15 protein-coding genes are annotated in these 15754 nt (G+C 62.6%); 9 read left to right on the top strand and 6 right to left on the bottom strand.

Going from position 1 to position 15754, the window contains the following annotated elements; genetic code table 11:
• Nucleotides 1-20: 20 nt before the first annotated feature.
• The 4 genes from FAZ97_RS29805 to FAZ97_RS29790 form a co-directional block, all read right to left on the bottom strand.
• Nucleotides 21-515 carry a DUF3237 domain-containing protein gene (locus FAZ97_RS29805; protein ID WP_158762310.1) on the bottom strand — a complete coding sequence of 165 codons (495 nt, stop codon included), beginning with the start codon at nucleotides 513-515 and terminating at the stop codon, nucleotides 21-23.
• 65 nt (nucleotides 516-580) lie between these two features.
• The gene (locus tag FAZ97_RS29800; protein WP_158762309.1) at nucleotides 581-1327 is read right to left on the bottom strand and encodes an SDR family NAD(P)-dependent oxidoreductase; all 747 of its coding nucleotides are present in this window, start codon (nucleotides 1325-1327) and stop codon (nucleotides 581-583) included.
• 59 nt (nucleotides 1328-1386) lie between these two features.
• Nucleotides 1387-2505, bottom strand: a complete 1119-nt coding sequence (locus tag FAZ97_RS29795) for an alkene reductase (RefSeq protein ID WP_158762308.1) — start codon at nucleotides 2503-2505, stop codon at nucleotides 1387-1389.
• A gap of 54 nt (nucleotides 2506-2559) precedes the next feature.
• Nucleotides 2560-3306 (bottom strand): SDR family NAD(P)-dependent oxidoreductase, encoded by a 747-nt coding sequence (locus FAZ97_RS29790; RefSeq protein WP_158762307.1) that lies wholly within the window; start codon nucleotides 3304-3306, stop codon nucleotides 2560-2562.
• A gap of 205 nt (nucleotides 3307-3511) precedes the next feature.
• Here FAZ97_RS29790 and FAZ97_RS29785 point away from each other — a divergent pair, with 205 nt between their 5' ends.
• The 5 genes from FAZ97_RS29785 (at nucleotide 3512) to FAZ97_RS29770 (ending at nucleotide 10667) form a co-directional block, all read left to right on the top strand.
• Nucleotides 3512-4393: a LysR family transcriptional regulator gene (locus FAZ97_RS29785; RefSeq protein WP_158762306.1), complete on the top strand. Its 882-nt coding sequence runs from the start codon at nucleotides 3512-3514 to the stop codon at nucleotides 4391-4393.
• A 569-nt stretch (nucleotides 4394-4962) separates the two neighbouring features.
• Nucleotides 4963-6693 (top strand): EAL domain-containing protein, encoded by a 1731-nt coding sequence (locus FAZ97_RS29780; protein WP_158762305.1) that lies wholly within the window; start codon nucleotides 4963-4965, stop codon nucleotides 6691-6693.
• 86 nt (nucleotides 6694-6779) lie between these two features.
• Nucleotides 6780-8669 carry a sensor domain-containing diguanylate cyclase gene (locus tag FAZ97_RS29775; RefSeq protein WP_158762304.1) on the top strand — a complete coding sequence of 630 codons (1890 nt, stop codon included), beginning with the start codon at nucleotides 6780-6782 and terminating at the stop codon, nucleotides 8667-8669.
• A 1493-nt stretch (nucleotides 8670-10162) separates the two neighbouring features.
• Nucleotides 10163-10321: a hypothetical protein gene (locus FAZ97_RS35295; RefSeq protein WP_199272181.1), complete on the top strand. Its 159-nt coding sequence runs from the start codon at nucleotides 10163-10165 to the stop codon at nucleotides 10319-10321.
• A gap of 115 nt (nucleotides 10322-10436) precedes the next feature.
• A complete protein-coding gene (locus FAZ97_RS29770; RefSeq protein ID WP_158762303.1) occupies nucleotides 10437-10667 on the top strand; it encodes a hypothetical protein in 231 nt (76 codons plus the stop codon).
• A 489-nt stretch (nucleotides 10668-11156) separates the two neighbouring features.
• On the opposite strand, the gene FAZ97_RS29765 is transcribed toward FAZ97_RS29770, so the two are convergent.
• The gene (locus tag FAZ97_RS29765) at nucleotides 11157-11702 is read right to left on the bottom strand and encodes a rhomboid family intramembrane serine protease (RefSeq protein WP_233271880.1); all 546 of its coding nucleotides are present in this window, start codon (nucleotides 11700-11702) and stop codon (nucleotides 11157-11159) included.
• 439 nt (nucleotides 11703-12141) lie between these two features.
• Here FAZ97_RS29765 and FAZ97_RS29760 point away from each other — a divergent pair, with 439 nt between their 5' ends.
• From FAZ97_RS29760 to FAZ97_RS29750, 3 genes are read left to right on the top strand one after another with little or no spacing between them, the layout of a single operon-like run.
• Nucleotides 12142-12636 carry a hypothetical protein gene (locus FAZ97_RS29760; RefSeq protein WP_158762301.1) on the top strand — a complete coding sequence of 165 codons (495 nt, stop codon included), beginning with the start codon at nucleotides 12142-12144 and terminating at the stop codon, nucleotides 12634-12636.
• A gap of 38 nt (nucleotides 12637-12674) precedes the next feature.
• On the top strand, nucleotides 12675-13064 hold the full coding sequence (locus FAZ97_RS29755) for a hypothetical protein (protein ID WP_233271879.1): 390 nt from the start codon (nucleotides 12675-12677) through the stop codon (nucleotides 13062-13064).
• Between the two features lie 17 nt (nucleotides 13065-13081).
• A complete protein-coding gene (locus tag FAZ97_RS29750) occupies nucleotides 13082-13426 on the top strand; it encodes a hypothetical protein (protein WP_158762300.1) in 345 nt (114 codons plus the stop codon).
• Between the two features lie 65 nt (nucleotides 13427-13491).
• Here the strand turns inward: FAZ97_RS29750 and FAZ97_RS29745 are convergent, their stop codons facing one another.
• The gene (locus tag FAZ97_RS29745) at nucleotides 13492-14061 is read right to left on the bottom strand and encodes an FAD-dependent oxidoreductase (RefSeq protein WP_233271878.1); all 570 of its coding nucleotides are present in this window, start codon (nucleotides 14059-14061) and stop codon (nucleotides 13492-13494) included.
• A gap of 96 nt (nucleotides 14062-14157) precedes the next feature.
• Between FAZ97_RS29745 and FAZ97_RS29740 the strand changes: the two genes are divergently transcribed.
• Nucleotides 14158-15735, top strand: a complete 1578-nt coding sequence (locus FAZ97_RS29740) for an efflux transporter outer membrane subunit (RefSeq protein WP_158762299.1) — start codon at nucleotides 14158-14160, stop codon at nucleotides 15733-15735.
• Nucleotides 15736-15754: the final 19 nt, after the last annotated feature.

Genomic DNA, 15754 nt, shown 5'->3' with positions numbered 1-15754 from the left:
CTTGCGGCGAAGCGCAGGGCTCAGATCACTTCGAAAACGCTATACACCGGCCCCGCCGGAAAGCGATGCCCGGTGCCGACGGCTATGACACGATTGAGCCACTCGTACTTGCCCGCGGGCGCTTCGAAAACAGGATTGGTCCTGAAGTAATAGCTGGCTGGATCGACGGCTTCGCCGCGATCCAGCCGCTGCAACACTTCAGGATCGCCATGACGCACGCCGCGATACGACATCAGCAGGTTCGTGCCGTCGTCGGTGCGCAGGAGCAGCCGCACGTCGAGCGTCGTGCTGCCGTCGCTGCGCACGGACTGCCAGTCGCTGCCGCCGTCGAGCACGAGGCCCGAAAGGCGTTCGCCCGCGAACGTCCCGGATGGCACGATACCGACACGGCGCAGCGCGCCCCCGGTCTGGCCGACGATCTCGATCGGTTTGACGTCGAGCCGCATCACGAAGAGCGGGCGGGTTTGCACCGCTTTGAGCGCGGGCGGAAGGTCATCGAAACGAGGCGTGGACATGGTGGTCACCTTAGGGGCCGTTCACGTTGAAAGCGGGTTGGCTGAGCGTAGCGGCGCAGCGAGCATCACGCCGCCGTGCGCCCGCCGTTGACGCGCAGGATTTCGCCCGTCATGAAGCTGGCCTCGGAGCCGACGAAGCGGATCGCGTCGGCAATCTCCTCGGGATTGCCCGCACGCTTGAGCGGCACGCCCGCGAGTGCGGCGGCCTTGCGAGCCGGGTCGGGCATGAAGCGGTCGAGCATGGCGGTCTGTATCGGACCCGGCGCCACGGCGTTCACGCGCACGCCGAACGGCGCCGCTTCGAGCGCGGCCGACTTCGTGAGGCCCTCGACGGCGTGCTTGCTCGCGACGTACAGCGCGGCATTGGGCGCACCGCGCGAGCCCATGGTCGACGACACGTTGACGATGCTGCCGCTGCCCTGCGCCGTCATGGCGCGCAGTTCGTGCTTCATCGCGAGCAGCGTGCCGAGCACGTTCGCGTCGAACACGGCCGCGTAGCGCTCGGGCGTTTGCTCCGTGACAGGGCCAGCCTCGCCTTCGACGCCGGCGGAGTTGACGGCGATATCGATGCGGCCGAAACGTTCGATCGCGCGCTCGACCAGCGCGCGCACGTCGTCTTCCTTGCTGACGTCCGCGCGAATGTATTCGGCTTGCGCGCCGAGTGCGCGAAGTTCGTCCGCTAACGCGCGGCCAGCTTCGTCGCGGCGGCCAGCAACGACCACGCTGGCCTTGTCGCGCGCATAGGCGAGCGCGGTGGCGCGGCCGATGCCGGTCAACGCGCCGGTAATCAAAACGACAGGTTGGGTGCTCATGGTTGTGCTCCAGTGAATGTATGCGGGTGCGTCGGGGGTTCTGCGAGTGCTTTGCGAATTCAGCCAGCCGCCGCCTGCGTTTCCTCGTACGTCACGAAGTCGCTGTAATCGCGCTCGGTGCCGCCCCAGAACGCATCGCGGCGGTACGGCGTGAGCGGGTGGCCGTGACGCAGGCGTTCGGGGAGATCGGGATTCGAGGAAAACCAGCGGCCGAAAGCGACGAGGTCGGCGTCGCCGCGTTGCAGGATCGCTTCGGCGCCTGCCCGGTCGAAGCCGCCCGCGGCGATGATCGGGCCGGAAAAGTGCTGGCGCAGGAACGACGAAGCCACGGGTGCTTCTCCCTCCACCAGCGTTTCGGTACCCATGACGCGCGGCTCGATCACGTGCAGATAGGCTAGCCCATAAGCGTCGAGGCGGTCCGCAAAGTAGCCAAACGTGGCTTGCGGATCGCTGTCCGATATCGCGCCCCAGCGGCCGCTGGGCGACACGCGCACGCCTACGCGCTCGGCGCCCCACACGGAGGCGAACGCATCGACCACCTCCAGCGAGAAGCGGGCGCGCTTTTCGACGCTGCCGCCATAGGCGTCGCTGCGCCTGTTGGTGCCGTCCTGGAGGAAGGTGTCGGCGAGATAGCCGTTCGCGTTGTGCAGCTCGACGCCGTCGAACCCGGCTTCCTTCGCGCGCTCGGCGGCGCGGCGGAACGATTCGACCAGCGCGGGAATTTCGGCCAGCGCCAGCGCGCGGTGCGGCGAGTTCGGCACCCAGCCGTTCTGCGTGAGCACCGTGGTTTCGTAGGGAACCACGGAAGGCGCGACCGGCGCGTTGCCCCAGCTCAGGTCCACGTGCGACTGGCGGCCGTCGTGGGCGATCTGCATAAAGATCCGGCCGCCTTTGGCATGCACGGCTTGCGTGATCTTCTGCCAGGCATCGACGTGCGCATCGGTATAGATGCCCGGCGCGCCGATATAGCCGCGGCTATCGTAGGACGGATGCGCGCTTTCCGTGATCAGCAGGCCGCCCGCCGAGGCGCGCTGGCGGTAGTAGTCCACCATCATCGCGCTCGGGCTGTGGTCGGGCCCGGAACGCAGGCGCGTCATCGGCGCCAGCACGACGCGGTGATCGAGTTCCAGCGGGCCCACTCGCACGGGGGAGAGCAGTTTGAGATTGCTTGTATTCATTTTGGATACCTTATTGTTTCGTGTTGTCTGGTGCGCCGAGGTTCGAGTGACGCCTCAGAGCTTCGAGCCGCCATCCACGCGGAGCGTGTCGCCGGTGATCCAGCGGGCCGCGTCGGAGGCGAGGAACGTGACCGCTTCGGCAATGTCCTGCGGTTGCGCGATGCGCTTGAACGCCTGCATACCCAGCGCCGTCGCGCGGCCCGTTTCGGTTTTCGTGAAGTTCGACATATCGGTAGCCACGATGCCCGGAGCGACGGCGTTCACGCGGATGCCACGCGCTCCGAGCGCCGAAGCGAAATGGGCGACGAGCGTGTCCACCGCGCCCTTGCTCGCGGCATAGGCGGAAATCGCGCCAACGGCCGCGCGCGCGGCGAGCGAGGAAAGCAGCACGATGCTGCTGCCCTTGCACATGGTGGGCAGGAGTTGCTGAACCAGAAAGTACGGCGCGCGCACGTTCACGGCGAACAGGTCGTCGAAGTCTTCCACGCTTGTCTCTTCGAGCGGCGCCGACTTCGAGATGCCGGCGTTGGAGACGAGGATATCGAGCCGGTCGCCGACGATCGCCCGCACACGTTTGGCCAGTTGATGCGGACCGTCGGCGTCGCGCAGGTTCGCGCCCACTTTCTGGGCCTTGCCGCCCGCTGCGCGAATTTCGGCGACGACGGCGTCGGCGGCCTCTTCGGCGTTGCCGTAGTGCACGAGCACCTGCGCGCCGGCACTGGCGAGCGAGAGCGCAATGGCGCGGCCAATGCCGCGCGAGGCGCCCGTAACGAGCGCGGTCTTGCCGGTGAGTTGGGACATGGCGAATCTCCTGATCGAGGGTTAAGGCCATACCCGCGAGCGATGGCTTTCGGGCGGGCGATACTGTGTGCACGCGCCGGGTGTTGCTCGACTTCTGCCATGCGTGCTGCCATGTGCCGAACTCTAGAGAGTGCTTGCGCGGTGGAAAAAGACTTTGTAGGCTTGCCGGCATACCTGCGAGGCATGGGCCAGACTGGAGAGCGCGATGGAACTGCGGCATCTGCGGTATTTCGTGGCGGTGGCCGAAACCGGCAGCCTGACCGTGGCCGCGGAGCAGCGGCTTTTCACGTCGCAGCCGTCGCTGAGCCGCCAGATCCGCGATCTGGAGGACCAGGTGGGTGTGGCGCTGTTCGTTCGCAGCGCGCGGGGCGTGGAACTGACCACCGCGGGCAAGGCGTTTCTCGATCATGCGCGCCTGGCGCTCGCGCAGGTCGACGCCGCCGCCGAGGCCGCGCGCCGCGCGGCGCTGCCCGAGCGCAAGGTGTTCGCGCTGGGCTTTCTCACGGGCCAGGAAATGACCTGGCTGCCGCGCGCGATGAGTGTGCTGCGCGAGGAATTGCCCAATATCGACGTGACCGTGTCGAGCTACTACTCGCCGGATGTTGCCGACTCGCTCGCACGCGGCAAGCTCGATCTTGGCTTCCTGCGCGCGGAGCCCGGCTACGATCTCGAGTATCGCGTGGTGAACCGCGAGCGGCTCATCGTACTGATGCCGAGCGACCACCCGCTTACGGCGAAATCCGCCATTGATCCGCAGGACATAGCCGGCGAGCCGTTCGTCATGGCGTCCAACAAGGCGCGCGTACTGCACGAGGTCATCGTGGGCTATCTGCAGGCGCAGGGCGTGGAGGTCGCCACCGAGCACCGCGTGGACAACCTCGCAATGGCCATGTCGCTTGTGGCTTCCACGCGCGGCCTCGCGCTCATGCCCGAGTATGCAAACAACCTGCTGCCGTGGTCTGTCGTGAGCCGTCCGCTGGAAGGCGAGGCGCCGACGGTCGACCTCGTGGTGGGCTACAGCCGCGCCAACGCTTCGCCTACGTTGCAGCTATTTCTTTCACGGCTCGACGAACTCGTCCTTCCTTGATCCACCGGCCGCGCAAGCCGCCAAAGCACGCGCCAGCCCACCCGCCATGCCCCCTTCCCAGAAGGTCTTTTTACTTTGCGTCACGGCTCGCTAGATTGTCCATCAGACGGCCACGCGACGAAGCCTGGCGTCTGAAGGACATTGCTGGATCCGGAACGGTCTCCCACGTGTCGAAGTGGTGGTGAGCGGAGATAGCGCCTCATTGCCACGCCAGGCCAATTGCGGGTCAGTGTGGCGATAGCGCTCATCGCGCCACCAAGGCCCGGTCCGCGATCACTACGCCATTCTGAATCACGGCCTTTCCCAACCGGAACTGGCGATGGCGGCTGTCCAGGCTGATCTGGACGATGCGGATTAAGCAAACACTGGCGACGCCGGGACGCATACAAACAGCTTACATCAAGCTGTATAGTTGATTTGTCAACTTGATGCGTGAATGGGGTGGTTGTACTGCCCCTTGGTTCCCGCTATCGGTGTTACCGCTGACCTCCTTCGACACTGCCCGAGCCAGGAGAAACGCATGTTGGCCACACTTGTCCGGGCACGGCTTACATTCATTTGGCCCTGTCATGAGTTCGCTCAACGTTCCATTCGTACGCCGGGCACTGTCGTGCTTGCCCCGCCCCCTCGTGGAAGTTTTTCGCGGCGTACTGGACAGCCGGATAAGGGCAACGGTGACAACAGCGGTTGTCGGAACCGTTGCTATCGCCACGCTGGGTGGTCTCGCGTTTGGCTATGCGCGCACCCAGATTCTGCGTGAAGAGTTTGCAAAGCTGAATGCGATTACGAGTGAGGTCCTGGAGCGCAGTGAGCGCTCAAGTGTCCAGGTGCGCGCTGCGATTGCTGAGCTACAGGCCCAGGATGCAGCGCCCTGCTCCCCCGAGAATCTGGCGCTGATGGCACAGCTCAGTCTGAAATACGGACAACTGCAAGCCGTGGGATATGTTGCGAACAATCGCCTGATGTGCTCGTCGTATGGGCGCCATGGCGACGGCATCCTGTTGCCGGCTCCGACCTACCAGTACACCGCCGGAGGCCTGATCCAACTGCGTAAGGCCAATCTGTCTCTTGCCAGCCATCTCGGATCACAACCAGTGGTCCTGGTCACCGGCTCCACAAACGGATACTCGGCAATCGTTTCCCCCGCGTTGCCCATCGATGTCTTCACCACGAACCCCGGTGTTGCACTCGGCACGGTAATCTATGGCTCCAACCAAGTCAGAATGTCCCGCGGTGTGTTCAATCCGGCATGGCGTGCGAGGCTCGGCGACGCTCACCACGCGGAATTTATCGAGCACGACAGGATTGTTTCACTCTGGCGCTCGAACCGGTACGACTACTTCGCATTCGCCTCGATTTCTGCGCAGGCAGCGAACGCGCGAATTCACGAGGCCGGCGTCCTGATCCTGTCGTTCACAGTTGGCGCGATGGCGTTGCTGTTGTTCCTGACGGGCCGTTCGGCACGCAAGGCGATGCCACTGTCTGAAGCCATCCGCGAGGGTCTCCGAAGAAGGGAGTTCTATCTGGTCTATCAACCACTGGTCGATCTGCACACTGGCCGGTGGGTGGGCGCCGAGGCCCTGCTGCGCTGGCGCCGGAGCACTGGAGAACACGTACGACCGGATCTCTTCATTCCGGTCGCTGAAGACTGTCACCTCATCGAGGATATTACCGATCACGTGTTCGAGCTGGCCGCTGCGGATCTGGCTGGGTTCTTCAAGAAGTACCCCCATTTCCACGTGGCCATCAATCTTTCGGCATCCGAAATGCAGTCTCCTGGCGTTGTGCCGCGACTGAAGAATTTCATTACACGTGTGACAGGCGCGAGGGCACGCAACTTCGTATTCGAGGCTACGGAGGGCAGCCTGATCAAGCCTGAACTGGCCAGGCCGGCTCTGGCGGAAATACGGCAGATGGGTTCGGCCGTCGCCATCGACGATTTTGGCACGGGCTATTCAAGTCTGTCTTACCTGCAAACGCTCAGCACCGACTACCTGAAGATCGACAAATCGTTTGTTGACGCAATTGACACCGCGTCCGTCAAGAATCATGTCGTGGCGCACATCATCGGACTCGCCAAGGATCTGCGACTTCAGCTCGTTGCAGAAGGTGTCGAGAATGCGGAACAGGCCCGGTACCTCAGTGACCGGGGAGTCGAGTACGCCCAGGGCTGGCACTTTGCCCGGCCCATGACGATCGACAAACTGGCAGATTCGCTCAATCGGCAGGCGGTATATCCGGCCGAGTCGATACAGGCAGTCGTACCCGGCAAAACACATGGCGGCCCGAAGTCGCACTAACACAACGATTTATTTGTATCGCCAACATTCATAGCAGATCCGCATTGCATCAGCTTTCGGATCACGAAGTATCAGGTCAAGTGGCCATGAGAACACTCTTCCGTCGCAGTCCCCCGAAGGTTGGACAGCACCTTTCAAAACCGTCCCGCTCCTGGCTTGGCTTTGCCCAACCGATCCTGGTGGTGCTGGTTAGCCTCAACATACTGACCAACGCCACACAAGACTGGTGGTCATTCAACAACCTGAATCAACAGACCGCGCAGCGACTTGACAGCGCTATTTCGGTCCTGGCGGGACGCATCGAGGATCGCGTCAAGACAATGGACGTGATCAGCCTCGCGGTCAGCGATGCACTGAACAGCGGCCGTGCCAATGACGCAACACTCCAGAGCATTGCTGCGCGCCATCAGCCTGTGCTGGGCAGCATCGCCATTGTGGTTCTCGATCCGGCAGGGAAACTTCGTGCAGCGTCAGAGCCGCTCAACGGGAACTATGTCCCCTGGCTGGCCAAGATCCAGCAGCAAGGGTGCGCGAGCTGGTCCAGCGGGAAAACCTGGCTGGCCCCCTTCGGGCAGGACTACGGCATCATGCTGGCGCAGCCCCATCTCGACCGGGCCAGGCAGGTAGATGCCTGCATCGTGATCGCAGTCCCGCAGCGCCAGGACATCCTGCAGGGGGCGACGCTGCCCATGGGCACAGCTGCCATGCTGCGCAATGCTGACAATCAGGTCATTGCTCGATTTCCGTCGCTGTCGACGCTGTCGTTCGGTCAGACATACACATTCAAACGTTTTGAGCGTGCTGGACCTACGCCGGGTGCCTGGTATCTCCACTCGCCCGTGGACGGGATTGACCGCCTGGGAACATCCCGCACGATCGACATGCCTCGCACGGGAGAGCAATGGATACTCAATATGAGCGTCGCAACCAACGTCTACCGTGCGCCGTGGTGGTCCAGTGTGTTTTTCGATCTAGCGGGCGCGTTGATCGAAAGCGCTCTGCTCGTGGCGGGCCTGTTGCTGCTGCGCCGCGAAAGGAGCCTGAACTTGCAGGTTGCAGAGTCCGCCCGCGTGGTATCGAACCTTGTTGAGCACACGCCGAGTGCCATAGCGCTGGTCGAATACCGCACTGGGAAGATCAGGCTGGGTAACGAGGCGCTGAAAGGCGAGTTTGGCGCACTGGCCGGCACCGGAGAACCCATCGAGCAACTCTTTGCGAATCCCGCCGACTGGGCAGCGGTGCGGGACGGGGACCGGTCCGAACCATTCGCGATGGTCGCCCGAACCGGGCTGGTGCACATGCTCGTGCGGCGTACCCATCTGGGTGAATCGGCGGGCGACACCGGCGACCTTTTACTGGTCACACTGGTCGACGTCGACGAGCAGTATCAGCAGATCAGCCTGCTGCGCTCGGAGGCTGACTTCGATCCCTTGACCGGACTGCCCAACCGTCGGCACTTCGAGCGCGCGGCCGCGCAGGCTGTGGCGATGGCGCAGCGCCATCAAACACAGGTCGCCGTGCTCGGTCTGGACCTCGACCACTTCAAGCGCGTCAACGACACGTGGGGGCATGCCGCAGGCGACCAGGTCCTTGCGGAAGTCGCGCGGCTATTCAAGGCGTCGTTGCGCGATCAGGACCTGCCGGCGCGCATGGGTGGCGAGGAGTTCGCCGCGATCCTTCCCGGCACTGACGGGCAACAAGCGCGTAGTGTGGCGGAGCGCATTCGCGTGGCTGTCCAGAGTACGCCGGTTGTGCTCGAAGACGGACAGGTTGTGCATATCACCGTGAGCATCGGTGGGGCCCTGTACCGTTCCGGGGAAGCCGATCTGCACGAAGCCGTGAAGCGAGCTGATGCCGCGTTGTACAGGGCCAAACAGTCGGGACGCAACCGCGTAGAGATAGACGTGTGTGACGACGTGACGGAGGGCCCGCCGGACGGCGGCGAGGACCACGATTCGGCGCTCTTGCAAGCGTGAAAACCGGCAAACGTCGTTCTGTCCTGTGAAGAGCCGACGAGATCAATTCTAACGGGACTAAACAACATGGCGAAGACCGCAGATCAGCAACTTGTCGGGCCCCTTGAGAGATTCAAGTCTCTCGAAGAGGCTGCACGCAGCGAAGCAGTACGCACCGCGCGCTATCATTCGGACAACTTAACTGGTCAAACCTGGGTAAAGTAATGCATATCTCTGACGATGTTGAAGCAACTGCGGGCCTCTTGGCGACTCATGAAGCCGCGGAGGTGATGGGAAAAAAGAAGCAGACGGACTCGTCTGGGCTGACCAGACAAGACCGGAGAGAAGCTGCACTGAACCGTCATTGCTATCTGCCCGTCGCTGCTGGTAGTTGGCTGTATACTCGGGGCCGTTATGAAAGCCCTGGGCCTGTATGGTTTTCACTAGCGGAATTCCTGCACCGACGTGCGATAGCGATTAAACAATCGGGCGATCAGGTGGAGCGTATCCCCATGGGGCCAGCGCTCCCGCACCAACGCCTTCTGGCTCTCGCTGCAATGGATCCGGATTCTGTACTTCATCTGCAACACGCCTGCTGCTGACGCAACTGCCATTGTGTTGCATCGACCGGTTGAATCCGCAGGCGCTCGATAGACACTGCCTGAGTGAATTGACAACAGTTCTGCGCAGCAAAAGTCTTCTACAACGTACTGCGCCTGTTGATTGTGCGTCGGTGCCTGGCAGAACGCTTTTATAGTGCAAATGTGCGACGTGCACCGCGATTTGTCCAAACACGAATCCGCCAATAGCACCTTCGGTCATTGCACTAACGATCTGGCCGAGGATGCGAGCGCACGATTCAGCGCTGGTGGCAGGCCACCACGCGCGCCGATTCCCACATATTGGGGAAATTCCCGATCAAGACAACCACGCGGCGCAGATTTAACAAAGTTAGAATGAAGTCTCTAGATTGTTCGGCGGCGTAAGTGCGGTTTCGCTAGCGCCATTGTCGACGATCGGCCGCGGTGGCAGCGGCCACGCCTGTTGGTGCGTACCTGGAGCCAATACGTGAGTAATCCTAAAGATAAATCATTCGCCACAACTGCAGCCTGCGCGGCTGCGGCCCCCATCCCCGCCTGCCCTCTGGTGGCCAGTTTCACGAAACTTGCGCGGTTGAATCTTTCGCGGTACGCGTTCCAACGCGAGATATTGCCATGCTGAGTCCTCACGAACTTGCCACGTTGATGCTGGTAAAGGACGCGCCTGAGCGGATGGAAGCGGACCGCCTGGAACTCGGTGCGCTTCGCGAACTTGACTTGATCGTGATTGGGCTGCCTGAAGGCGGCCTGCCGATTCCTCGCTTGACACCGCGGGGCGACGCAGTCCTGCGCGCGGTTACCAGGGCGCGCTGAGTGTAGCCACCTGACCCGTGGTCCGTCACAAGTGCGGACCACATTCACGATGCGCGCCGCTTGCGGTTCGAGGGCGATCCGGGTGTGACTGAGGAGGCTGACGTGGACCAAACCTGGCTGGGTATCGCTGCCGGCACGATCGTGCTGGTTATTGCTGTGGTTGGCGTGACTGTGCACTACCTCCGTGAGCGGCGTCGGGCTGAACTGCTGCGCAATCTCGATCACCATGAATGGTGGCAGCGCACTTTGTCACGACGTTGAGCGTCGTCGGCGCCTGCCTCGTGCAGCCTGCGGTGCGGGTGGAAGATGCCGCAACGCTCTATTGCCGCACCAATTGGACAAAACGAAAAAGACCTGTTGATCAGGAGCCGAGACGATGGGACAGCGGAGCGAGGACATACTGGTGGCCGTGCTAAAGATCGACGCCGAGATAAAGGCCCGTCTGGCCCGCCTTGCCGAGATGGAACGTGGCGCTGAAGATTGCCTCGCGCCGTGGCTCGACGAAGCTCGAAACGTCCTGCGAACGGACCTGGCCACGTTGAGGGCACGACGCGAAGAACAGTTTCTCAGGCTGAATGGCCTGGTCGCCAGCCACCAGATCAGTTGAATGACTAGCCGCTGATGAAGTCGGGTGTCGGGTTGGTGGGCTGCGAGTTGAGCGGAGACAACGCCGCCACTGTAATCTCCATGCGTGATATCACCGATGACGCGTAGGGCAGCGATTGCATCGGAGCAGCGGTCGAGGTTGGTTTCTCCCCAGTTGTAGGCGCGTAACACTGACGTGAGACCGACCTCATAGTGGCGAATCAGCCCGGAAAGCTTTCGTGCGACCGCCCGAGCGGATTGCGAAGGATTTGTCGGGTCGACGTCATATTCCCTTGCCGTCGTCGGCATTGTCTGGAAAGCCACGAGCATCGGCGTAACTGACCGCGCCGGCTTTGCCTGACGATTCCTGCTGGGTGAGTGCAGCGAGCGATTCAGTTGGTAGTCCGAATCGCCGGTCCGTGGCCGCGATCTGTCCGACGAAGACGACTCTCCTCGAACGCAATCAGCGGGCAGAATCAACGCGCGGCGGCGGTCTCGGGTCAATGTGCAATCAGGGCCGGGCGAAGCGCAATCCCGGCCGGAGTGTCAGGCGCGCTGCAAGGACGCCGCCGACCGCGCCGCCGAGATGGCTTTGCCACGAGATGCCGGGATAAAACGGCAGTACGCCGGCCAGCAGGCTGATGCCATAGGCGAGCACGACGAAGAGCGCGACCAGTATGGCGAGAAAGTGACGTGTGTAGATGCCGCGTGCGACCAGATACCCCGCGTAGCCGAAAACAAGTCCGCTCGCGCCGATATGGACGCTATATGGGGTGCCAAGAAGCCAGGCGCAGCAGCCCGCGCCGAGCATGCCCCCCACGGTCGCCACGACAAAATCCCCGATGCGCGGCCACATTGCGAGCCACCCGAGTACCACGAGGCCGCCCGTATTCGCCATGATGTGGCCGAGGCTAGCGTGAAGCCACGGCGCGAACAGAATCCCCTGGAGGCCTGCGACGGTGCGCGGCACGACGCCGTGGTGGGTGAGGTGCAGCGACGGGAAGGCGGCGGACAGAAAGAAGACTGCCCACATCGAGCCGATAAAGAGTGCGAGCACCGCGATTCGGCTCTCGATTTGTGCGGCGAAGCTTCGATTTTTTGCTGAGATCGGCATGGTCTGGTTATATGAGCGCCACCCCCGTGGCCCGCTGGAGAGGCTAGAGATAACCTTTAATGGGTTACGCCACAAGCGCTTCGTCGAGTTCCGCGTTCTATGCCGCCCCATGATGCGCCAGAATGAAACTGCGGCAACACCGGTTCGCCGCGAACGGTCCGTTTCCCCTGCGCGATCGGTGCCGTTGCGCACCAGAACCGTGCCCCGTTGCGCCGCCGTGCAGCGCTATCCACGCCTGCGACGGGCGATACGGACTGGCACGGCACTTGCGTTGCTTGCGTCAGGGCGTATCAACGGCGATTCGCTCCGTAGCACTGAGCATCACTGACTACTGAACTGCCCGGTAACGGGCTCACTGGGCAACGGCGTCCTGCGTAACGGGTTGAAAGACCTGCTGCGCAGGACGCCGTTCTCGTTTCTGATCCGGTTGGCCATGCGCGATGGAACGGAAAAACTGGGGCGATTTAATCATATGTTCGAATTGAGTTGTTTTTGCGCGCTCGCGTTGATGACGCTTGCGATCGCTGGCCGGATGATCGTGCTCATTCATGAGGAGAATGACGACACGGCGGTCTTCGTCGAAATACAGCTGGCATTGCACGTCGCTTTGATCCTGCTTTTGGCGATGACATTCGACGTTGGGATCAAGCCGGCATTTTTGTGGCTCCGTCACGGGTTGCCGCATAACGGTTCGCAGGCAAACCGGGCGATTGCAGCCGTGCTTACGGGGTTGGAATGCGTAGTATTCGTTTTTGTCGCGCCATGGGCCATGGTCGCCTTCGAACGATTGCGGCGCGATTTATCGACTGCCCGTCGGGTCACCCACGACTTGATCGATCGACTCCGCGTCGAACGCAAGGCGCCGGCGCTGATGTGACGGCTGGCACACCCACCGACGCTGGCAGAAGTGATAGATTGTCGATTGACTCATCGTCGCGAATCAACGGCGGTAAGAAGATCCTCAAGAAAGGAGCTGCCATGTGCCGTCGATACATCGTTGCCGCTGCCTTCCTCATCCCCACTTTGTCGCAAGCATTCCAGCCTGTCGCGATTCCCGAATGCCACGCAGCTGGCGCCGTTGCTTCAGTTCAGGAAACGATAGACGCCGCAAAATGCCGAGCGCGATGGCTGCTCGCTGGCGCGTACAACCGGACGGAAGGAGACGCGATGAGCGCGGTCTCGGAGTGCGCCGGGACATTCGACGAGGCGCTGAATCATCGGTTGACCGAAGGTGTTTCGCATGACGAGCTGGTAGTCATGTGTGCGGACACCGCGATGCACATGGGCATCATGAAGCTCGACTAGCCGCCGATGCCAGATACATGAGAACCCGCACTGGTCCGCCCAGGGGTGAGCGCTTCTACGTCCTCGATGCGAAGAACAAGCCTGTCGAGGTGTTCGATCGCAGCGAGTGGTCGCGCTGGATGGCCGGGAACGAATTGATCTTTCGCCGCACGCTGCTCGAAGAGTCCGGCGTGACGGTCACGACACGCTTTCGCGGTGTGGCCGACACGAAGGCCGGAGAACCCGCGCTCTTCGTGACGCGAATCGCCGGAATGCAAGCGCGAGACGACAACGAGAGCTATGGCGCAAGCACACTCGAAGAGGCACTCGTGCGGCACGAACGCATCGTTCGGAAGATCCTCAGGAATCTGCGCGGGCAGTGACCGGTGCGATGCGTTCCGGCGTCAACGTATGTCGCGCTCCCTCTCGAATTCTGCGCGCAGATTTTCTACATCGCGATAGATAGAGGCCACGGCGAGGTCACGTCCGTTTCGCTTGTAGCGCAGGAAACAGTCGCGTCCTGGAATATCGCCATCGACTGAGATTTCGTCCCAGCTCTCTGCGTGCCGAGATAATTGATCGGGACATCGTAATGCTGGCGCCAGAAGAATGGCACGGCGTCAAACGTCTCACGTCCGCCAATCAGGTTCATCGCCGCCGTTTGTCCCTGGCGTTCTGCGACAACCCAGTGCTCCACGCGAATTGCCGTTCCGCTGTGCGGGTCGGGCCAACGCGCGATGTCGCCGGCAGCGAACACGCCAGGCGCGCTGGTCTGCAGACAGGCATCCACCACGACTCCGCGGTCGATCGCGAGGCCGGCTTGCTCGGCCAGGGTCAGTCGTGGCCGTGCGCCGACACCGACCACCACCAGTTCGGCCTCCAGGTTGCCGCCCGCCTTGAGCGATATTCGCTGCGCATCGATCGCGCTGGCGGTGTTCCCGAGGAGGAAGACGACACCGTGTTCTTCATGCAGGCGTTGCACGAATTCATCCATCTGCGGCCCCAGCACACGTTCCATCGGGCGCTGCTCCGGATCAGCGGCACCTGTGGCATGATTTCAAACTCTGCATCTGCCGTTTCGTTCGTATTCCACGCAGTGAAACAAGGTGGATCGATGATCGATGACGTCAACCACGTTTTCAGTCGCAGCCGCCTGCACTGGCATTCGCGCAGTGCATCTCGCCGCGCTGCAGCATACGAGACTGTCGCGCGTGCTGCATGGGTCACTGTCCTGATCGCCTTGTCCGGCTGCACGCTCGGCCCGGATTACCATACGCCCGCGCCGCCCGCTACCGGCGCATACACGTCCACGCCGCTGCCTGAGCGAACGGCCTCGGCGCCGGGCGCAGCGGGTGTCCCGCAACAGTTCGTGGCCGCACAGGGCATTCCCGCCCAGTGGTGGACGCTCTTTCATTGCGAGCCGCTCGACGCGCTGATCCGCGAAGCGCTCGCCAACAGCCCCAACGTTGCTGCCGCGCAAGCGGCACTCAGGCAGGCCAGTGAAAACCTTCGTGCGCAAATCGGCACCACGCTGTATCCGTCCGTCGACGCGACGGCCAACGCGACGCGCGAGAAGTTCAGCGGTGTTACGTTCGGCGAGCCGCAACTCACGGAACTGCTGAACCTCTATAACGCATCGGTGAGCGTGTCATATAACCTCGATGTGTTCGGCGGCGGAAGGCGCGAGCTCGAAGCGCTGCGCTCGCAGGTCGATTACCAGGGCTTCCAGTTGCAGGCGGTGTATCTCGCGTTGACCGCGAACATCGTGACGGCGGCCATCAAGGAAGCCTCGCTGCGCGAGCAGATCGAAGCGACCGAACGCATCGCCGACGACGAAGACGCGCAGCTTCGCATCATGCGCCAGCAGCTTGAGCTGGGCGGCGTGAGCCGCACCACGGTGCTAGCGCAGGATACGCTGGTCGCACAGACGCGCGCTACGTTGCCGCCGTTGCTTCAGTCGCTCGACCAGACCCGTCACCAGCTCGCGGTTCTGGCGGCCAAGCCGCCGAGCGATACGGACGTGCCCGAGTTCAGGATGTCGATGTTCACGCTGCCGCAAACGTTGCCCGTCAGCGTGCCGTCTTCGCTCGTGCGGCAGCGCCCCGACATTCTCGCCGCCGACGCCATGCTGCATCAGGCGAGCGCCCAGGTCGGCGTCGCGACCGCGAACATGTACCCCCAGCTCACGCTCTCCGCGAGTTATGGTCCGCAGGCGCTGACGCCCGCAGGACTTCTTAAGTACGCCGACATGATCTGGAGCATCGGCGCGGGCATCACGCAGCCGATCTTTCACGGTGGCCAGTTGAGCGCGCAAAAGCGCGCGGCGGAAGCAGCATTCGACGAGGCCAACGCGCAATACCGCCAAACGGTGCTGCTCGCGTTCCAGAACGTCGCTGACACGTTACGCGCGCTCGAACACGACGCAACCGGCCTGAGTGCGCAGACGCAAGCATGGCGCGCGGCCAGCGAATCGCTCGACCTGACGCGCGGCCAGTTTCGCATAGGCGGAGTCGGCTATCTGGCGCTGCTCGATGCGCAGCGTCAATACCAGCAGACGGTCGTGAACCTCACGCAGGCGCAGGCCGCGCGCTATGCGGACACGGCGGCGTTGTTTCAGGCGCTCGGCGGCGGCTGGTGGAACGACACGACGACCAGCCAGGCAGCCCAGCCCACGCCGGCTGCGCCGAAATGAATCCTTGCGCAATGGCCGC

Origin of the sequence: Paraburkholderia acidiphila, from assembly GCF_009789655.1 — a bacterium.
Lineage (GTDB): Bacteria > Pseudomonadota > Gammaproteobacteria > Burkholderiales > Burkholderiaceae > Paraburkholderia > Paraburkholderia acidiphila.
This window is presented reverse-complemented; position numbering and strand designations above follow the sequence as displayed.

What these genes read in the sequence shown, in the direction of transcription:
- FAZ97_RS29775 (WP_158762304.1), top strand. Translation starts at nt 6,780, where the DNA reads ATGAGAACACTCTTCCGTCGCAGTCCCCCGAAGGTTGGACAGCACCTT.
- FAZ97_RS29790 (WP_158762307.1), bottom strand. Translation starts at nt 3,306, where the DNA reads ATGTCCCAACTCACCGGCAAGACCGCGCTCGTTACGGGCGCCTCGCGC.
- FAZ97_RS29750 (WP_158762300.1), top strand. Translation starts at nt 13,082, where the DNA reads ATGAGAACCCGCACTGGTCCGCCCAGGGGTGAGCGCTTCTACGTCCTC.
- FAZ97_RS29795 (WP_158762308.1), bottom strand. Translation starts at nt 2,505, where the DNA reads ATGAATACAAGCAATCTCAAACTGCTCTCCCCCGTGCGAGTGGGCCCG.
- FAZ97_RS29785 (WP_158762306.1), top strand. Translation starts at nt 3,512, where the DNA reads ATGGAACTGCGGCATCTGCGGTATTTCGTGGCGGTGGCCGAAACCGGC.
- FAZ97_RS29780 (WP_158762305.1), top strand. Translation starts at nt 4,963, where the DNA reads ATGAGTTCGCTCAACGTTCCATTCGTACGCCGGGCACTGTCGTGCTTG.
- FAZ97_RS29805 (WP_158762310.1), bottom strand. Translation starts at nt 515, where the DNA reads ATGTCCACGCCTCGTTTCGATGACCTTCCGCCCGCGCTCAAAGCGGTG.
- FAZ97_RS29745 (WP_233271878.1), bottom strand. Translation starts at nt 14,061, where the DNA reads ATGGAACGTGTGCTGGGGCCGCAGATGGATGAATTCGTGCAACGCCTG.
- FAZ97_RS29740 (WP_158762299.1), top strand. Translation starts at nt 14,158, where the DNA reads ATGATCGATGACGTCAACCACGTTTTCAGTCGCAGCCGCCTGCACTGG.
- FAZ97_RS29800 (WP_158762309.1), bottom strand. Translation starts at nt 1,327, where the DNA reads ATGAGCACCCAACCTGTCGTTTTGATTACCGGCGCGTTGACCGGCATC.
- FAZ97_RS29770 (WP_158762303.1), top strand. Translation starts at nt 10,437, where the DNA reads ATGGGACAGCGGAGCGAGGACATACTGGTGGCCGTGCTAAAGATCGAC.